We start from the raw sequence: 16646 nt of genomic DNA on the forward strand, positions 1-16646 counted from the left end.
TGCCAACTTGCAACTTTTTATTATTAAGCAAAAAATAAATAAGCCAACGCTATTGCAGTAATAACACCCACCAAATCGGCTAGTAGCATAGCGATTACCGTATATCGGGTGTTCTTTATGGCAACGGCCCCAAAGTATACTGCGATCACATAAAACGTGGTGTCTGAGCTTCCCTGAAGAACTGCGGCTAATTTTCCCTGGAAACTATCTGCTCCGAAAGTTGCCATCGTATCAACCATCATTCCTCTTGCTCCGGAACCGGATAAAGGTTTGATTAAGGCTGTTGGAAGTCCGTCTACAAATCTTGGATCCAGGTGAGCTGCATTGGCAACCCATTTCATTCCATCAATAATAACATCAAAAACACCGGAAGTTCTTAAAAGTGAAATAGCGATCAGCATTCCAACTAAATAAGGAATAATCTTTACACAGGTAGTAAACCCCTCTTTAGCCCCCTCAATAAAGGCGTCAAAAACGTTGATCTTCTTATAAACGGCTCCAAGTATGATGGCAAGGAAAATAAAAAGAATAAGACCGTTGCTTAATATCTTGCTGAAATCATCAAGTTCATCCTTGCTCAATTGTACCAAATACACCACCAATAATCCGATAATTGCTGAGATTCCACCTACATAGGCAATAACCACAGGACGGAGAAGATTAATCTTTTGATATAAAGAAACAATAATCATTGCGGCTAGGGTCGCCGCAAAAGTAGCGATCATACACGGCAGGAAAATATCAGTAGGAGTTTTTGAACCCATAGAAGCCCTGATGGCAATGATAGATACAGGAATCAACGTCATTCCGCCTGCGTGGAGACAAAGAAACATAATCTGTGAGTTGCTGGCTGTATCTTTGTTAGGGTTAAGGGTCTGGAGGCTTTCCATAGCCTTTAATCCAAATGGTGTTGCCGCATTATCCAGTCCAAGAAGATTGGCGCTGAAGTTCATCAGCATATGGCCAAATGCCGGGTGATTTTTAGGAATATCCGGAAATAATTTGGAGAAAAAAGGTTGAATAAACCTGCTTAAAAGATTAATTCCTCCTGCTTTTTCAGCAATACTCATGAAACCCATGAAGAGTGTCATGATTCCAATTAATCCAATACAGATTTTTACAGCTGTTTCTGAGGTTCCGATAACACCATCTGCTTCCTGAACTCGATAAACGCTTACATTCTGCTTTAGTGAATCTGTTTTATAATGAATTCTGCTGTCTGCAAAATCATTCTTTTTCATCAGGCTGTCCTTTACAATAGGAGAGAGGGTGGTCATGGGTTGTGATGCAATTTTCACCGTATCACCGCCTTTTCCTACCACCATATCATTGAAAATGGTTTTGTAATGGCTTGACGAAATGTATTTTATACTGGCAATGGTAATGGCGATAATAATAAAAGCCGACCAAATTCTGCTGAGAACCATTCGATTGATTTAATTGTTTAAACTTATCAAAAATACTTTAAACTGCAAAAGGCACAAAAAAATAAAACACTTAAGCTTTTGAAAATATTTAATTTTCATCCAGTGTGTGCTTTTTATGAAGTGTAATATTAATCTTATTTTAGTGTTCTAAAGTCTTATTTTGAATAGCATTTTGTAGTTGAAATAAACGCATTTACTCTTCCAGATAAACGAGATGTCCCTCAAAATCATCATCCAGATTTTTCAAGACTTTGGCATCATCCATTTTTTTGATTAATCCATCCACAAAGAAGCTTTTTTCAAAAAACTGACGGTGAATTCCTGGCAGAAGTTCCATAAAGTAATCCATTCCAACTTTATTGTTATGAAGATCCATTTTGGTTTCTAAAGGCTGATTGGGAAATAACTCTTCATGCATATCCGTTATTTTCTTACAGAAATCCAATGCTTTTTTAGGGGATGAAACCTTGCTGCAATACATAATAATAAAACAGCACCAAAGTGCGTGCCTGAAAGCGTTTCCTATCCCATTATTGGATGCTGTTGCAGGAAATCTTTTCTGTGCTATTGTGAATGCTTTTACGGTGGCATGAAAGCTGAGGATTGCGAAAAGAGGATGTGGAAGAATAAGCGATAAAAGACGGATAATCTTTTTAAAGCTCATGCTTCGGATGGTATTGAAAAATATCTTGAAAGTCCTCATAAATAAAAATCTCTCCCCAATTAGAGAGAGATTGTAATGTTTTTGTTACAGAAATTATGCTTTTACAGCTAATAAATTAACTGTTTTTGCAACAACATCCTGAATTTCAGTTCTTTTTACGATGAAGTCTACAAATCCTTTTTCCTGTAGGAATTCAGATGTCTGGAATCCTTCCGGTAAATCTCTACCGATAGTTTCACGAATTACTCTTGGTCCTGCAAAACCGATCAAGGCTTTTGGTTCAGCCATGATGATATCAGCTGTCATAGCAAAAGAAGCTGTGATTCCACCAAAAGTAGGGTCACAAAGGTAAGCGATATACAAAAGTCCCGCTTCTGAAAGCTGAGCAAGTTTAGCCTGTACTTTAGCTAACTGCATTAGGGAATAAGTTGCTTCCTGCATTCTAGCTCCTCCAGACTGGCAAATGATCATGTACGGAAGTTTGTGTTTGATACAGTAATCCACCGCTCTTCTGATCTTTTCTCCCATTACAGAGCCTAAAGAACCTCCAATAAAAGCAAAATCCATACAAGAAACCACCATTTCAGTTCCTTTTACAGTTCCTACAGCATTTCTGATAGAGTCTGTAAGCTTTGTCTTTGCCTTTACCTCTTTTAAACGGTCTTTATAGGCCTTTGTATCCTTAAAGTTTAAGATATCAATACTTTCAACATGGGCATCCAGTTCAGTAAATTTACCGCCGTCGAAAAGGATATCAAAAAATTCCGCACTTCCTATTCTCACATGAAATCCATCTTCAGGAGAAACATAGTTATTTCTCTTTAATTCATCGTGTTCCACAACTTTTCCAGAAGGAGTCTGATGCCAAAGGCCTTTAGGAACATCCTTTTTTTCATCAGTAGAGGTGGTAATGTTTTTTGCTTTTCTTTTAAACCAGTCGAATGCCATTTTGTATTGTATTAATGTACAGTGTATAATGTAAAATGTATAAAAAACAAAGACCAATTACTTTGCGCTTTATACATTTTACTTTTTACAAATTTTATTTTAAAGTATCTATATTATTTAAATCTTCAAATGCTTTCACCAATCTTGTAGAGAATGTTTCCTCACCTTTTCTTACCCAAACTCTTGGGTCATAGAATTTTTTGTTAGGTTTTTCTTCTCCTTCAGGGTTTCCGATTTGAGCTCTTAAATAATCAATATTGTTTACCATATAATCTCTCACTCCTTCTGTGTATGCAAACTGAAGGTCAGTATCGATATTCATTTTGATTACTCCGTAGTCAATTGCTTCTCTGATCTCTTCCAAAGTAGATCCTGAACCTCCGTGGAATACAAAGTTTACCGGCTTAGCGGCCGTTCCGAATTTCTCCTGAACATATTTCTGAGAATTGTCAAGGATTTTTGGAGTAAGAACCACATTTCCTGGCTTGTAAACTCCGTGTACGTTACCGAATGCAGCAGCAATTGTAAAGTTGTCAGAAATAGCTCTTAATTTTTCATAAGTATAAGCTACATCCTCTGGTTGAGTATATAATTTAGAGTTATCAACGTCTGAGTTGTCCACACCATCTTCTTCACCACCAGTTACCCCGATTTCTACTTCAAGAGTCATCTGAAGTTTAGCCATTCTTTCAAAATATTTAGCTGAAACCTCGATGTTTTCCTCTAAAGGCTCTTCAGAAAGATCTAGCATGTGAGAAGAGTAAAGAGATTTGCCTGTCTGCTTGAAGAATTCTTCGTTAGCATCCATTAATCCGTCGATCCAAGGAAGTAATTTCTTTGCACAGTGATCCGTGTGTAGAATTACTGTTGCTCCGTAAGCTTCAGCAAGAGTGTGAATATGTTTTGCCCCCGCAATAGCTCCTAAGATTGCAGACTTTTGTCCGTCGTTGCTTAATCCTTTTCCTGCATTGAAAGCAGCTCCACCATTTGAAAACTGGATAATTACAGGAGAGTTTAATTTCGCTGCAGTTTCCATCACAGCGTTTACATTGCTTGATCCAATTACGTTTACTGCAGGTAGTGCAAACTTGTTTTCTTTAGCATACTGAAAAATATCAGTAACTAACTGACCTGTGGCAACTCCTGCCGGAAAAATTCTGCTCATGTTTTACTTTTTATTATAAATTTATTAGGTGTTTAATTTCGTGTAAAGGTAATCATTTTTAAGAAATCATTAATTTCTTTTGTCTCGTCCCCAAAGTAGCTTCTGACGGATGGTTTCGTAGAAACTCAAATTGTTGGGCTGCACCAAAAGAAGCTGAAAATCGGCTTTCTTGATGATGATTTCCTTATCTGTTTCAATGTGTATCAATCTAGAGTCTAAGGAAAGAGAGTATTGTGGTACCCGGCTTTCAACTCTGAATTTTATTTCTACCTTGTCATTTACCACTAAAGGCCTTACGTTCAGATTGTGAGGAGCAATAGGAGTGATGACGAAGTTTTCGTTATTGGGTGAAATGATAGGTCCTCCACAACTTAAAGAGTAGGCAGTAGAACCTGTTGGTGTTGAAATAATTACTCCGTCTCCCCAGAATACATTTAAAAATTCATTATTAATGTAAGAATCTACCGTGATCATGGAGGTTGTTTCCTTTCTAGACACAGTTACATCATTCAATGCATAAGGGAAAAATCCTTCCAGATTTGGAGAAACCACTTCAATTACAGAGCGGCGGCTTGTTTTTACATCTCCTTTTAGGATAGAATCCAACTCTTTAAAGGCTTCTTCTTTAGTGAAAAAGGCAAGAAATCCTAATCTTCCGGTATTTACACCTACTACTGGGATTTCAAGATCTTCAATAAACGTTAAGGAGTTTACAATGGTCCCATCTCCACCAAAAGTAAAGAAAAGGTCTACCTCCTTGTCTACAAGATCCTGTTTACTGTTGAATGTTTCGAAGATTTTCGAAAATTGAAGAGCTTCAGCCATTTCATCATACAGAACAGATTTTACACCTCTGGTTTCAAGTTCAGAGATAAACTTGCTTAGATATAAAAAAGTATCAAGATCTTTTTTCTGAGAATATATAGCTGCCTTCATGTTATATTTCTATGAATTTTTGGAAAAAACCAAATCGGTCCTTAAAAAGGTCGGTTTTCTCATCAGAATAATATTTTTCAACAATTCTGTAGTCATACCGGTCAAACGTTGCGTCTATCGAGGCCAGGTTTTCATTGCTGATCTTTATGGTCACGTGAATTACCTCTTCAGACATAAAGCTGATGAAGCCTCCATAAAATTTCGAGTTATTACTCTCCACAATATTGGCAATCTCCGTCATTGAATATTTTCTGGCAGGAACTTCCACAGTAAGAATGGCTCCTGATTCTGAAAATAAAGGATAACGGGAAAGGTCCTGGAAAATATCCTCACAGGTAATATAGCCCAGATACTTTTCATTCTTGTTGATCACCGGGATCACATTAGAATTGAATGTATAAAAAAGGCGTATACTATCCATGATGTTATTATCCTCCAGAATGGCAAACCGCTCAATCTGATGATCAAGATCTTTCAAGGTTCCTCCGTCTTCTTCATATAAAAAGTCCTTGGCAAGGGCTCCATAGAAGTGATGAGATTTCTTGATGAATACATGAGAATATCCGAAATCTTCCAATGTATTTCTGGCCGACTCGATGGAGTCCGACAGGTTAAAACATGGGAAATCTTTTGAGATATAGTCCTTGATAAACATTGTGCTAATTTATAAAAAATTAAATGAAACTTTTTCTGAAAACATGATTTTTTTTAAGATCTAACAAAAAAAATGACGCCAAAATTTGTTTGTAAGGAAAAAAAAAGTACCTTTGTCGCCTTTCATTTTTACTTTTTATTAGATTTATTTCAAACTGCACTGTCTACTAATGACATATGCAGTTTTTTTATTTTAGGGCCTTTGCAAACTCCCACATCACAATTCCACCACATACACTTACGTTAAGAGAATGTTTGGTTCCAAGCTGCGGAATTTCTAAGAATACATCAATATTAGGCAGTACTTCATCACTTATTCCTTCTACTTCATTTCCTAAGACTAGGGCATATTTTTTCGATTTATCAATCGTGAAGTCTGTGATCATTTGGCTGCTTGTCGTTTGCTCAATACCGATCACTTCATAGCCTTTGCTTTTCAGATCAGAGATGGCATTATTTGTGTCCTCTTCATGAGACCAGTCTACACTTTCTGTTGCGCCCAGTGCAGCCTTGTGAATTTCACGATGAGGAGGTTGCGGAGTAATTCCACAAAGGATTATTTTTTCAATTAAAAAGGCATCTGCCGTTCTGAAAGCTGCACCTACATTGTGCATACTTCGGATATTGTCTAAAATGATGACCAACGGAATTTTTTCAACTTTCTTAAATGTTTCAACATCTATTCTGTTAAGTTCTTCCAATTTTAGTTTCTGTACCAATGTATTATTTTGTTGAGATTAATTTTCCGTCTTTATAGACCTCTGTTTTTTCAATGCTTCCGTTTTCACAGTAGTAGATTATAGTGCCGCTGTGGTTACCGTTGGCTAATTCTATTTTCCGATGACAAGAGCATTTTCATAATTGTCAATCTGGTTTCTCCATGAAGCTTTGCAAAATTCCATTAAAGCTATTGTCGTGGATATTTTTATTTCAAAAATAGTAAAATACTTACTATTTACAAACCTATTTTAAGAGGCTTTATGCATGAGCAAAAAAGCATAAAACTGGCAATAAACTAAAAGAAAAGGATCTTTAAAAGCCTTCTTTATTATTTTTTACCCATAATCTGATGAACATTTTTCTCAATATTCTGAGCGATTGTTTCCATTGGAATATCATTTTCATCATTATTGAAAGGGTCTTCAATTTCTTCAGCAATAAGTTCCAGACTCATCAGAACGTAATATACAAAAACGGTAAGAGGTATCATGAAAAGCCCGATGGTAATAACGTAGGCAATGGGCAACGCAAATACATACAGAATAATAAACTTTTTAATAAATGAAGAATATGAATAGGGAATAGGAGTGTTCTTAATTCTTTCACAACCTCCGCATACCTCCAGAAAACCAGAAAGCTGACTGTCTAAATATAACATTTCAACCTCAGTGATTTTTCCTTCTTTCTTTAATTGGTTAAGTTTATGGGTTAAAAGAATAATAATTTCACTGGGACCGTGGTTCTTTAATGTTTTCTCAATTTCAGAATAATCTTCGTCCAGTGCCAAACGGGTAGATTCTTTAGAAAGATGCTTGGCTAAAAAATGAGGGAAATACTTTAAATATCTTGCAATTTGTTCTGCATCCTGACGATGATCTCCAAGAATAGCATTGATCTTTATGGCAAAATTTCGGGTATCATTAACTAATTTTCCCCAAAGCTTCCTTCCTTCCCACCATCTGTCATAGGCCGTATTGGTCCGGAAAACCAATAAAAGGGAAAGCACAAAACCCAGCAGAGAGTGAATCATTCCCACATTACTGATCCCGGATTTTGAAGTAAGATGAAGATATTCTACTTCCAAATATTCAATTCCCCAAGAGTATAGTCCTACAAGGATCATGCTTGGAAAAAGAATTTTTAAAGTATCGCTTTTGTGTAAGCTGAAAAGGATCTTAAGGAAATGCTTAGTATTGTAGACTCTCATAAATTCGCTTAATAACACAAATATAAATTTTTCATTTGAGCTCTGCTTTATAGAAAGCCTTAAAATTATTTTAAAATCTGGGTGACATAAAATTTTTATTTCATGCAAGAATTTGTAAGAAAGGGGTTTTACTCTCCTCTCTTAAAGTTTCTGCAGTTTTCAAAAAAACACTATTTTTATTTCGCCTAAAATACAAAATACATGATCCTCGAAAACGTAGATGTTGTAAATGATATCAGTAAAGAAGATTTTCAGAAAAATTATTTCAAGAAGCATAAGCCTCTTTTAATTAAGAACTTTGCTAGCCGCTGGGATGCTTTTAACAAATGGAATCTGGCTTACATCCGAGAGAAAGCGGGTGATCAGGATGTTCCGTTATATGACAATAAGCCCGCAGATGCAGCCAAAAGTACTGATGCTCCGGTAGCCAATATGAAGATGAAGGATTATATTGATACAATAAAGAGTAAGCCATCAGATCTTCGTATTTTTTTCTACATTATTACAGACAGGCTTCCTGAGTTGCTGAAAAATTTCACCTATCCGGATCTGGGAATGAAGTTCTTCAAAAGACTTCCTACTTTATTCTTTGGAGGAAGTGAAGCTCATGTTCTGATGCATTATGATGTGGATCTAGGGGATTTTATGCATATTCATTTTGAGGGTAAAAAGAGGATTCTTTTATTTGATCAGGAGCAGTCACCATTTCTGTATAAAGTTCCCTTATCCGTTCATACCATTTATGATCTGGATTATGAAAATCCTGATTATGAAAAATTTCCGGCGCTCAAATACGCAAAAGGATATGAAATTTTTATGGAGCATGGGGATGCACTTTTTATTCCGGGAGCATTCTGGCATTTCAACAGATATATAGAGCCTGGTTTTTCACTGTCATTAAGAGCGCTTCCGAATAAGCCGGCTGTTTTTGCCAATATGTTGTATCATGTTTTTATCATGAGGTATACAGATAAGATTATGCGTAAGCTTTTTAAGGCTAAATGGGTGAAATATAAGCAAGAATGGGCCTATAAAAAAAGCTCAGAAGCATTAGCTCAGCATTTGAAATCTGAGAAATAACGTCTTATTTATTAATCAGTCCAAAGAGTTTAGCATCCACAAATTTTCCTTTTTCAAAAAAGTAATCTCTCATGGTTCCTTCTTCCTGAAAGTTGAGAGATGAGAGTAGTTTTTCTGAGGAGATATTTGCCGGATCAATAAATGCATCTACACGGTGTAGCCTCATACTTTCGAAGCCAAATGTGAGAATAGGAAGTATGGCTTCTTTCATAAAAGATTTTTGCCAGTATAAAGGATTAAGTTCATATCCAATCTCTGCTTTGAAATGCTCATGATACCAGTTGTGATAGCCACAGGTACCAATTACTTTCTTTTCAGATTTCAGTTCCAGAGCCCATCGAAAGCCTTTTCCTTTCTCAAATTCACTGTTGAAATGTTGAATGATGTTTTCCGCATCCTCCAGAGTTTTGAAGGTTTCAAGGTCATAATATTCCATAACTTTATCCTGAGAAAAATACTCAAAAACATCCTTTGAGTCATTCAGGGTAAGCTGTCGCAAAATAAGTCTTTCAGTTTCTAGAACAGGAAATTCCATGGATTTGATTTTATGGTGAAAATACAATTAATTCCTGATAGGGAAAAGTGTATTCAATGATAAACCATCAAACAATTCTGTAACCCTGAATTTATTTTTCTAAATTTGGGGTTCATTTTTTACTATGGCAAAATCGAAGAAGGAAACTCCACTAATGACCCAGTATAATACCATCAAGGGTAAATATCCTGATGCACTTTTACTTTTCAGAGTAGGGGACTTTTATGAAACTTTTGGGCAGGATGCCGTGAGAACATCTCAGATTTTAGGAATTGTTCTTACCAAAAGAGCAAACGGAGACGGACACATCGAGTTGGCCGGATTTCCACATCATTCTGTAGATTCTTACTTGCCAAAATTGGTAAGAGCAGGCATGAGAGTGGCTATCTGCGATCAGCTGGAAGACCCGAAAATGGTGAAAGGGATTGTGAAAAGAGGGGTTACGGAATTGGTAACTCCGGGGGTAACGTTCAATGATCAGGTCCTAAATTCTAAAAAGAACAACTTCCTGCTTTCTTTGCATAAGGAAAAAGAGAAATATGGGATTGCATTAGTAGATGTCTCTACCGGTGAGTTCCTGGTGAGTGAGGGAAATCTCGAAAAACTGCTGCATATTGTCAATACCTTTGATCCAAGTGAGATTATTTTCCAGAGAAGTGTACAGATTCCTGAACAGATTAAGAATAAAAATGCCTTTAAGCTTGAAGACTGGGCTTTTCAATACAATTTTGCCTACGAAAAGTTAACAAGCCATTTCAAAACTAATTCTTTAAAGGGGTTTGGAATTGAAAATTTACCATTGGCGATTACTGCGGCCGGTGCTATTTTCGCGTATCTCGTGGAAGATACCCATCATAATCTTCTTGCCCATATTACCAAGCTTCAGGTTATTCCTCAGGAAGACTACCTGATGATGGATAATTTTACATTAAGAAACCTGGAAATCGTTTACCCAAGCAATCCGCAAGGGAAATCACTTCTGGATATCATTGATAAGACCTCTACTCCAATGGGAGGGAGGCTATTGAGAAGAAGAATTATTCTTCCTCTGAAATCTGTGGATGAAATTGCAAGAAGGCTTTCACTGATTGATTTTTTGAATGAAAAAGATGCTCTTAAATATGAAATAGCACAGCTGTTAAGATCAATTTCTGATCTTGACCGATTGATGGGAAAACTGGCAGCAGAAAAAATTTCACCAAAAGAATTGGGATATTTGCGCCAAAGTTTAATTAACATCCATAAAATCAAGGCTTTATTGCATCCTCATGCTGATGTGATGGCATGGCTTGAACCATTATTTGATCTTGAAGAGCTTATCAAATTCCTGCAAAATCATCTTAATGAAGAACTTCCGGTAAATATTGCCAAGGGTAATGTCATCAAGAATGATGTTTCTGAAGAACTGGACAGATTGAGAAATCTCCAGAGCAAAGGCCGTGGATTTCTGGATGAAATGTGTCAAAGAGAAATCGAAAGAACAGGAATTTCAAGTCTTAAAATAGATTTTAACAACGTTTTTGGATATTATATTGAAGTTCGAAACACTCACAAAGATAAAGTTCCGAGTGATTGGCTAAGAAAGCAGACCCTTGTGAATGCTGAACGATATATTACAGAGGAGCTAAAAGAATATGAAAGCCAGATTCTAGGCGCCGAAGAAAAAATTGGTGTTCTGGAAAGTAAGCTGTACAGAGATGTATGTGCTGAAACAATGGTTTATATAGATCAAATTCAAGGGAACTCTAATATCATAGCACAATTGGATGTAGCTGCTGGATTATCCGAACTAGCTGTTTCAGAGAGTTATACAAAACCTATTTTGAATGATGGATATGCCATTGATCTAAAGGAAGCAAGACACCCGATCATTGAAAATGCTCTTCCATTGGGAGAAAAATATATCCCGAATGATATCTTTTTAGATAAAGATTCTCAGCAGATCATTATGGTTACAGGACCAAACATGGCCGGTAAGTCGGCAATTCTGCGTCAGACGGCTATTGTGTGCCTTTTGGCTCAGATTGGTAGCTTTGTGCCTGCGAAACATGCAGAGATCGGATTATTGGATAAGATATTTACAAGAGTGGGAGCCACAGATAATATTTCAGCAGGTGAATCCACATTCATGGTGGAAATGAACGAGGCGGCTAACATTCTGAATAATATTTCTGAACGAAGCCTTATCCTTCTGGATGAGATTGGCCGTGGAACGTCTACTTATGACGGAGTTTCCATTGCATGGGCCATTGCAGAATATCTTCACCAGCATCCTACACAGGCGAAAACCTTATTTGCCACTCATTATCATGAGTTAAATGAAATGACTGTGAATTTTGAGCGAGTGAAGAACTTTCACGTATCCATTCAGGAAAACAAAGGGAATATTATTTTCTTAAGAAAGTTGGTTCCCGGGGGTAGTGAGCATAGTTTCGGTATTCATGTTGCAAAACTGGCGGGTATGCCTGCGAAAGTGGTGAACAGAGCAAACGAAATCCTTAAAACCCTTGAAGCCAGCAGAACGCAGGGAAATAATGGGACATCTGAAAGTATTAAAAGGGTAACTGAAGAAAATATGCAGCTTTCTTTCTTCCAGCTGGATGACCCCGTTTTGGAGAATATCCGTGAAGAACTTACGAAGATTGACATTAATACCTTAACACCTATAGAAGCTTTAATGAAGCTGAATGCCATAAAAAAAATGATTGGAAAATAATCCAATCATTTTTCTTTTAATAAGGTTGAAAAATAGCTAGCAACAGTATCCGTTTTTTCCAACAGGACCTATAATAAGGAAATGGCCTACTCCTCGAAGTTTACATAAACCTTCTGCACAGTTGGCAGCACCTCCATTAATTTCTTTCAGCTCGCTTTTGGTAAGTTTGCGTTTCTGACTACTTAACTTTTTCATATGATTTTGAATTTGGTTACAGATGTCTTTTAGCAACAAGGCCCATCCTGAATACCCGGAACTCCTGATTTTTCTATTCCGGTCTTCATATCTGTACAGCTTATTACTCGAGGGCAGACAGGTCTAAGACCGCCGCTGATCTCTTTTAATTCCTTTTTGGAAAGCTTTCTTTGTGGTAGAGTTGACTTTTTCATAGTAGTTTTAATTTTCTGATTGTCAGATATTAATAAATTATTGTCTATTAGCAGCAATAGCCATTTCTGTCCATAAGGCCTAGTTGTACCTCATTAGACCCTCTTTCCATACAGAATCCGTCCATACAGATATCTGGTCCGCCACCTCCGCTAATTTTTTTTAATGCTTTTTTTGACAGTTTCTTTTGTTGAATGTTTAATTTTTTCATGGTATCTTTTGTTTTGGTTGATTTTAATTAGATTAACAGCAGTATCCATCTTCTCCTATAAGACCTCGTACCAGTTCATCAGATCCGGGAACCATACAGAATCCCCTTAGGCAGAATACTCTGTTTCCGCCATTAATTTCCTTTAATTCTTGTTTTGTTAATTTTCTTTGTTGAATGTTTGATTTTTTCATGATAATTTTAGTTTGGTTGTAAGCTAATTTACATATTATTTTGAATAATTCAATAGGTGGTGAATGAAAATTATACAATAATTAAACATTATTAACAAACTTTAACATATTGATAATCATAGAGAAAGAATGCATTTGGTAAATTTGAGTATGAAGAATTTAATAAGAATATTGACCATCTTTTTGTTCTGCACGGTTTATAAAGCGCAGCAGACTGAGGTTTCTGTCGTCAAATATGAAGACCTTGAAAAAAGGATTCAACAGGAAAAGGATAAATTTCTGGTCGTTAATTTCTGGGCAACAACCTGCGCTCCGTGTGTGAAAGAATTACCACACTTTATGGAAGTCAATAATAAATTTGCCGGAAACCCTAAGTTTAAGATGATTCTGATTTCATTGGACAGATTGGTAGATAAGGAGAGGGTTTTAAAATTTATAAAGAATAAAAATCTGACGGCTGAGGTTCTTCTGCTGGATGATATCAAAAGAATGAACACCTGGATTCCAAGGTTTGAAAAGGATTGGGATGGAAATATTCCGGTAACCCTCTTCTATAAGAATGGAGAAAAAGTATTTTTCAATGACGGAGAAATGAGCAAGGAAGACCTTGATAAAACAATTAGTGAAAATTTACAATAAATAATATTATGAAAAATCTGAAAATTTTAATGTCGGCATTTATCGTTGGTTTGGGCTTGTTGAGCTTTACAACAACAGATCATGATAAAAATAAACCTCAAAAAGAAAAGACGGCCGCTGTAAAAGGCTATGAAGTGGGGGATGAGGCTGCTGATTTTAAGCTTAAAAATATTGATGGAAAGATGGTTTCCCTAAGTGATTTTAAGACGGCAAAAGGGTTTATCATTATCTTTACATGCAACCATTGCCCTTATGCAAAAAAGTATGAAGACCGAATTGTAGAGCTTGATAAAAAATATAAAGACCAAGGGTACCCAGTTATTGCTATCAACCCAAATGATCCAAATGTACAGCCTGAAGACGGTTATAAACAGATGATTGACAGAGCGAAACAGAAAGGGTTTACTTTCCCGTACTTAGTGGATGAGGGACAAAAAATTTATCCTCAATACGGAGCAACAAAAACACCTCATGTCTTTGTATTGCAAAAGGAAAACGGAAAAAATATCGTAAAATATATAGGAGCTATTGACAATAACTACGATAACCCAAATGACATATCTGAATATTATGCTCAGGATGCGGTAAATGCGTTGATAAAAGGAGAGCCTGTAAAAATGACAAAAACTGTTGCCATAGGGTGTACAATAAAGGTAAAGAAATAATATATTTGCTAAAATAATAATCGGTGTTTTTCTAAATGCCGATTTTTTATGCCTTAATTTTTAAGATCAAAAACAATAATGATGAAATTACAATTTAGCCTGAAATACTTCCTGATATCGATCTTCATTTTTCTTATAGAAGTTTTAATTGCCACCAAGCTGAAGGATGTTTCCTTTGTGCGGGCCTATCTTGGCGATGTCATTGTCGTTATTCTTCTTTATACCTTGGTGAAAAGTTTTTTCAGGGTAGATAACCAAAAGCTTATTGGGGGGATTCTAATTTTTTCCTGTATGGTGGAGTTTGCACAATACTTCAATATTGCAGAAAAATTAGGCTTCCGAGAGGGAAGCCTAATGTATATCGTTATCGGAAATTCTTTTTCCTGGATAGATATTCTGTGTTATGCAGCAGGGTGTCTGTTAATCTACATTTTCGTAAAGATGACAGAAAATAAAACTACACCTGCCAATTCCTGATTTCTGCAACCTACAACCCATAACCCATAACCTAACACTTATCTTCCAAAACTATCATATTTATCCTCTGCATACTTGATAAAACGGTTCAGTAAAGCTACATTTTCCTTTTCCATGGGAGAAAGTTCATTGTCAACATTTCCTGAAACAGGAATATACCAATCCGTCTGTTCAAAGAAATTTCTGTAGGTTTCCTTTTTAAAGGAATAACCATGTCTTGCAAATACAGAATTTTTGATGATCTCAAGATCCAGTTTTCTTAGATTTTTAATCTCCTTTTCATTCAGTTTTTGCTTGGATGCATTAAGCTTGAATACCGCATCGGAAGCCACCCTGTTTTTGGATGTAGTATAACTCTCTGTTTTTCCTTCACTATCGGTATATTTCTCTACAAAATCCTTAGGATTTGTCCAGTCTACCAGATTAGAATCCGGATCCAGCATGAAATTAGGATTGTAAACAAACTCTTTTTTGGTAAGCTTAAGGGTTTTCAAAGGAGACTTTACCGCGGTCTTATTAAATGCATTCCACTTTCCGGTTAAGCTGTCACCATTCAATTTTACCTCAAATCTTCCATCTGTTTTATCATTTCCCGGCTCATCCAGCACAAAGGATTTTGAAGATTCGTTGAAGATTCCTCTGATAGGACGCTGATTTCCATTCACAATACTTTGTCCGTAAACACTGTCCTTTGTAATTCTGTTGATTTTCAGCGAGATTCTTTTGTAGACGCTTCCCTCATATTCTGAACCATCAGATTCATCAATCATTTTTTCCATACCGGCAAAATCGCCAGTGTAGATTCCGTAGTATTCTTGATGAACTTCCGGAATGATAACAGAATCTTTTTTTGCAGTTAGGGAATCATTTCCTGATCCGTTGGTTTTCCCATCTTTTTTACAGCCTACCAACGAAAGAGTAAGCAGGGAAATAAGAGTGTAATTTAAAATTTTCATATATGTTTTTTTGTAATTAAGTATTCAATTAAAAGGAGATTAGGAATCCAGCCCAGCCATGCTATGATTTGGTAGACATCCATGGGATTGGGATGAAATAAATATACAATAATAACTTTCCACATCCTTAATGTGATGGCAGATAAAGTAAGCGCAAAGCTTCTCCACATCCATTGTTTATGCTCTGTAAACCTTTTTTGCCTGGCCAATTGATAAGCCTTATAAGTGGAAAACCACCATAAAAAGCCTAAAATAACGAAGGAAACCTTTGAAAAGATTCCTCCATTAGCAAAGAATCCCATGTAAATTCCGGATGGAGCAGAAAAAATAAGGACGAGGAAGATATACATCTTTCCCATGTTTCTGTGAAGATTTTTTAAACAAAAATCTTTCCTTATAATGGCGATAAACCCCGAAAGCAATACAAAAATACTTGTATAAACATGGGTATAAAAGAAACCAAGGTATTCTGGTCTATGCTGAACCTCTGTCTGTTTAATCATCAGAAAGCTAACATTAGGATCCAGCGGAATATATTCGAGGGTTATTGTAAGCATCAGCCAAAAGAAATACCCAAATCCTATGATAAGTAGGATTTTTAAAAAGGTCAATGTATTTCTTTTGACAGAAAGCATTGTCTGTTAATCAAAGGTTATAGTAAGAGGAAAACTATAATAGCTGCGGACAATACGATCCTTGGATTCTGCTGGTTTCCATTGGGCTTTCAAAGATTTTATCGCTCTTTCTGTCTCTTTATTGAAATCGGCATTATCTCCAGTTACTATGATGTCTTCTATTTTGCCTTTGATATTAACTATAAACTTTGCTTTCGCAGTGATTATTCCTTGCCCTTTTATTTTTTTCATCCTTATTTTATCAGCAATATCTTTTCGAAGTGCCATCCATCCTCCGGGATATTCTGCAGATTTTGTGTCTTTCGAGAAAACAGGCTCTTCATGCTGATCTTTGACCGGTAGAATTTCAGTTTCCTTTACCTGAGAAAACGCGAGCCCAAATCCAAGAAATAAAATGAATGCTAGTGTTTTTTTCATGTTTTAGTTTTTATTA

Annotated in this window: 21 protein-coding genes; 5 read left to right on the forward strand and 16 right to left on the reverse strand. The window is 36.2% G+C overall.

The features are described 5' to 3' along the window. Positions 1-23: 23 nt before the first annotated feature. The 8 genes from EG359_RS14855 to EG359_RS14895 form a co-directional block, all read right to left on the reverse strand. A complete protein-coding gene (locus EG359_RS14855) occupies positions 24-1427 on the reverse strand; it encodes a nucleoside recognition domain-containing protein (RefSeq protein ID WP_076352936.1) in 1404 nt (467 codons plus the stop codon). A 193-nt stretch (positions 1428-1620) separates the two neighbouring features. After that, positions 1621-2130 carry a DUF6973 domain-containing protein gene (locus tag EG359_RS14860; RefSeq protein ID WP_076352937.1) on the reverse strand — a complete coding sequence of 170 codons (510 nt, stop codon included), beginning with the start codon at positions 2128-2130 and terminating at the stop codon, positions 1621-1623. Positions 2131-2184: 54 nt separating this feature from the next. Next, positions 2185-3039 (reverse strand): acetyl-CoA carboxylase, carboxyltransferase subunit beta, encoded by an 855-nt coding sequence (accD, locus tag EG359_RS14865; RefSeq protein WP_076352938.1) that lies wholly within the window; start codon positions 3037-3039, stop codon positions 2185-2187. A gap of 94 nt (positions 3040-3133) precedes the next feature. After that, complete coding sequence (gene fbaA, locus EG359_RS14870) at positions 3134-4204, reverse strand: class II fructose-bisphosphate aldolase (RefSeq protein ID WP_076352939.1); 1071 nt, start codon at positions 4202-4204, stop codon at positions 3134-3136. A gap of 69 nt (positions 4205-4273) precedes the next feature. Further along, positions 4274-5140 carry an NAD kinase gene (locus EG359_RS14875; RefSeq protein ID WP_076352940.1) on the reverse strand — a complete coding sequence of 289 codons (867 nt, stop codon included), beginning with the start codon at positions 5138-5140 and terminating at the stop codon, positions 4274-4276. Position 5141: 1 nt separating this feature from the next. After that, entirely contained in the window at positions 5142-5795 is a 654-nt protein-coding gene (locus EG359_RS14880; RefSeq protein ID WP_076352941.1) for a CBS domain-containing protein, read from the reverse strand. Between the two features lie 187 nt (positions 5796-5982). After that, positions 5983-6513 (reverse strand): RNA methyltransferase, encoded by a 531-nt coding sequence (locus EG359_RS14885; protein ID WP_076352942.1) that lies wholly within the window; start codon positions 6511-6513, stop codon positions 5983-5985. A gap of 329 nt (positions 6514-6842) precedes the next feature. Continuing rightward, entirely contained in the window at positions 6843-7721 is an 879-nt protein-coding gene (locus EG359_RS14895; RefSeq protein ID WP_076352943.1) for a bestrophin family protein, read from the reverse strand. 201 nt (positions 7722-7922) lie between these two features. On the opposite strand from EG359_RS14895, the gene EG359_RS14900 reads away from it, so the two are divergent. Continuing rightward, on the forward strand, positions 7923-8801 hold the full coding sequence (locus EG359_RS14900; protein ID WP_076352944.1) for a cupin-like domain-containing protein: 879 nt from the start codon (positions 7923-7925) through the stop codon (positions 8799-8801). A gap of 4 nt (positions 8802-8805) precedes the next feature. Here EG359_RS14900 and EG359_RS14905 read toward each other — a convergent pair whose 3' ends face one another. Next, positions 8806-9336 carry a GNAT family N-acetyltransferase gene (locus tag EG359_RS14905; RefSeq protein ID WP_076352945.1) on the reverse strand — a complete coding sequence of 177 codons (531 nt, stop codon included), beginning with the start codon at positions 9334-9336 and terminating at the stop codon, positions 8806-8808. Positions 9337-9460: 124 nt separating this feature from the next. Between EG359_RS14905 and mutS the strand changes: the two genes are divergently transcribed. After that, entirely contained in the window at positions 9461-12052 is a 2592-nt protein-coding gene (mutS, locus tag EG359_RS14910; protein ID WP_076352946.1) for a DNA mismatch repair protein MutS, read from the forward strand. Positions 12053-12088: 36 nt separating this feature from the next. Here the strand turns inward: mutS and EG359_RS22480 are convergent, their stop codons facing one another. From EG359_RS22480 to EG359_RS22485, 4 genes are read right to left on the reverse strand one after another with little or no spacing between them, the layout of a single operon-like run. Further along, complete coding sequence (locus tag EG359_RS22480) at positions 12089-12247, reverse strand: hypothetical protein (RefSeq protein ID WP_164463070.1); 159 nt, start codon at positions 12245-12247, stop codon at positions 12089-12091. A gap of 29 nt (positions 12248-12276) precedes the next feature. After that, positions 12277-12441, reverse strand: coding sequence for a bacteriocin (locus tag EG359_RS14915; RefSeq protein WP_123867410.1), 165 nt, complete (start codon positions 12439-12441; stop codon positions 12277-12279). Between the two features lie 47 nt (positions 12442-12488). Next, on the reverse strand, positions 12489-12650 hold the full coding sequence (locus EG359_RS14920; protein ID WP_123867412.1) for a bacteriocin: 162 nt from the start codon (positions 12648-12650) through the stop codon (positions 12489-12491). A 32-nt stretch (positions 12651-12682) separates the two neighbouring features. Further along, positions 12683-12841 carry a hypothetical protein gene (locus EG359_RS22485; RefSeq protein ID WP_162926219.1) on the reverse strand — a complete coding sequence of 53 codons (159 nt, stop codon included), beginning with the start codon at positions 12839-12841 and terminating at the stop codon, positions 12683-12685. 150 nt (positions 12842-12991) lie between these two features. On the opposite strand from EG359_RS22485, the gene EG359_RS14925 reads away from it, so the two are divergent. The 3 genes from EG359_RS14925 (at position 12992) to EG359_RS14935 (ending at position 14622) form a co-directional block, all read left to right on the forward strand. Beyond that, positions 12992-13480: a TlpA family protein disulfide reductase gene (locus tag EG359_RS14925; RefSeq protein ID WP_076352947.1), complete on the forward strand. Its 489-nt coding sequence runs from the start codon at positions 12992-12994 to the stop codon at positions 13478-13480. 8 nt (positions 13481-13488) lie between these two features. Then, positions 13489-14145: a thioredoxin family protein gene (locus tag EG359_RS14930; RefSeq protein WP_076352948.1), complete on the forward strand. Its 657-nt coding sequence runs from the start codon at positions 13489-13491 to the stop codon at positions 14143-14145. Positions 14146-14226: 81 nt separating this feature from the next. Next, positions 14227-14622 carry a ribosomal maturation YjgA family protein gene (locus EG359_RS14935; RefSeq protein ID WP_174567015.1) on the forward strand — a complete coding sequence of 132 codons (396 nt, stop codon included), beginning with the start codon at positions 14227-14229 and terminating at the stop codon, positions 14620-14622. A gap of 38 nt (positions 14623-14660) precedes the next feature. Here the strand turns inward: EG359_RS14935 and EG359_RS14940 are convergent, their stop codons facing one another. From EG359_RS14940 to EG359_RS14950, 3 genes are read right to left on the reverse strand one after another with little or no spacing between them, the layout of a single operon-like run. After that, positions 14661-15578: a YARHG domain-containing protein gene (locus EG359_RS14940; protein WP_076352950.1), complete on the reverse strand. Its 918-nt coding sequence runs from the start codon at positions 15576-15578 to the stop codon at positions 14661-14663. Next, positions 15575-16213, reverse strand: a complete 639-nt coding sequence (locus EG359_RS14945) for a DUF2306 domain-containing protein (RefSeq protein WP_076352951.1) — start codon at positions 16211-16213, stop codon at positions 15575-15577. Before EG359_RS14945 ends, EG359_RS14940 begins: the two co-directional genes overlap by 4 nt. A gap of 6 nt (positions 16214-16219) precedes the next feature. Continuing rightward, positions 16220-16630, reverse strand: coding sequence for a hypothetical protein (locus EG359_RS14950; RefSeq protein ID WP_076352952.1), 411 nt, complete (start codon positions 16628-16630; stop codon positions 16220-16222). Positions 16631-16646: the final 16 nt, after the last annotated feature.

The sequence above is a fragment of the Chryseobacterium joostei genome (genome assembly GCF_003815775.1).
Taxonomy (GTDB): domain Bacteria; phylum Bacteroidota; class Bacteroidia; order Flavobacteriales; family Weeksellaceae; genus Chryseobacterium; species Chryseobacterium joostei.

Bases quoted from the DNA above. Each gene is read 5' to 3' on its own strand.
- EG359_RS14855 (WP_076352936.1), bottom strand. From the start codon at position 1,427: ATGGTTCTCAGCAGAATTTGGTCGGCTTTTATTATTATCGCCATTACC.
- EG359_RS14860 (WP_076352937.1), bottom strand. From the start codon at position 2,130: ATGAGGACTTTCAAGATATTTTTCAATACCATCCGAAGCATGAGCTTT.
- accD (WP_076352938.1), bottom strand. From the start codon at position 3,039: ATGGCATTCGACTGGTTTAAAAGAAAAGCAAAAAACATTACCACCTCT.
- fbaA (WP_076352939.1), bottom strand. From the start codon at position 4,204: ATGAGCAGAATTTTTCCGGCAGGAGTTGCCACAGGTCAGTTAGTTACT.
- EG359_RS14875 (WP_076352940.1), bottom strand. From the start codon at position 5,140: ATGAAGGCAGCTATATATTCTCAGAAAAAAGATCTTGATACTTTTTTA.
- EG359_RS14880 (WP_076352941.1), bottom strand. From the start codon at position 5,795: ATGTTTATCAAGGACTATATCTCAAAAGATTTCCCATGTTTTAACCTG.
- EG359_RS14895 (WP_076352943.1), bottom strand. From the start codon at position 7,721: ATGAGAGTCTACAATACTAAGCATTTCCTTAAGATCCTTTTCAGCTTA.
- EG359_RS14900 (WP_076352944.1), top strand. From the start codon at position 7,923: ATGATCCTCGAAAACGTAGATGTTGTAAATGATATCAGTAAAGAAGAT.
- EG359_RS14905 (WP_076352945.1), bottom strand. From the start codon at position 9,336: ATGGAATTTCCTGTTCTAGAAACTGAAAGACTTATTTTGCGACAGCTT.
- mutS (WP_076352946.1), top strand. From the start codon at position 9,461: ATGGCAAAATCGAAGAAGGAAACTCCACTAATGACCCAGTATAATACC.
- EG359_RS22480 (WP_164463070.1), bottom strand. From the start codon at position 12,247: ATGAAAAAGTTAAGTAGTCAGAAACGCAAACTTACCAAAAGCGAGCTG.
- EG359_RS14915 (WP_123867410.1), bottom strand. From the start codon at position 12,441: ATGAAAAAGTCAACTCTACCACAAAGAAAGCTTTCCAAAAAGGAATTA.
- EG359_RS14920 (WP_123867412.1), bottom strand. From the start codon at position 12,650: ATGAAAAAATTAAACATTCAACAAAAGAAACTGTCAAAAAAAGCATTA.
- EG359_RS22485 (WP_162926219.1), bottom strand. From the start codon at position 12,841: ATGAAAAAATCAAACATTCAACAAAGAAAATTAACAAAACAAGAATTA.
- EG359_RS14925 (WP_076352947.1), top strand. From the start codon at position 12,992: ATGAAGAATTTAATAAGAATATTGACCATCTTTTTGTTCTGCACGGTT.
- EG359_RS14930 (WP_076352948.1), top strand. From the start codon at position 13,489: ATGAAAAATCTGAAAATTTTAATGTCGGCATTTATCGTTGGTTTGGGC.
- EG359_RS14935 (WP_174567015.1), top strand. From the start codon at position 14,227: ATGAAATTACAATTTAGCCTGAAATACTTCCTGATATCGATCTTCATT.
- EG359_RS14940 (WP_076352950.1), bottom strand. From the start codon at position 15,578: ATGAAAATTTTAAATTACACTCTTATTTCCCTGCTTACTCTTTCGTTG.
- EG359_RS14945 (WP_076352951.1), bottom strand. From the start codon at position 16,213: ATGCTTTCTGTCAAAAGAAATACATTGACCTTTTTAAAAATCCTACTT.
- EG359_RS14950 (WP_076352952.1), bottom strand. From the start codon at position 16,630: ATGAAAAAAACACTAGCATTCATTTTATTTCTTGGATTTGGGCTCGCG.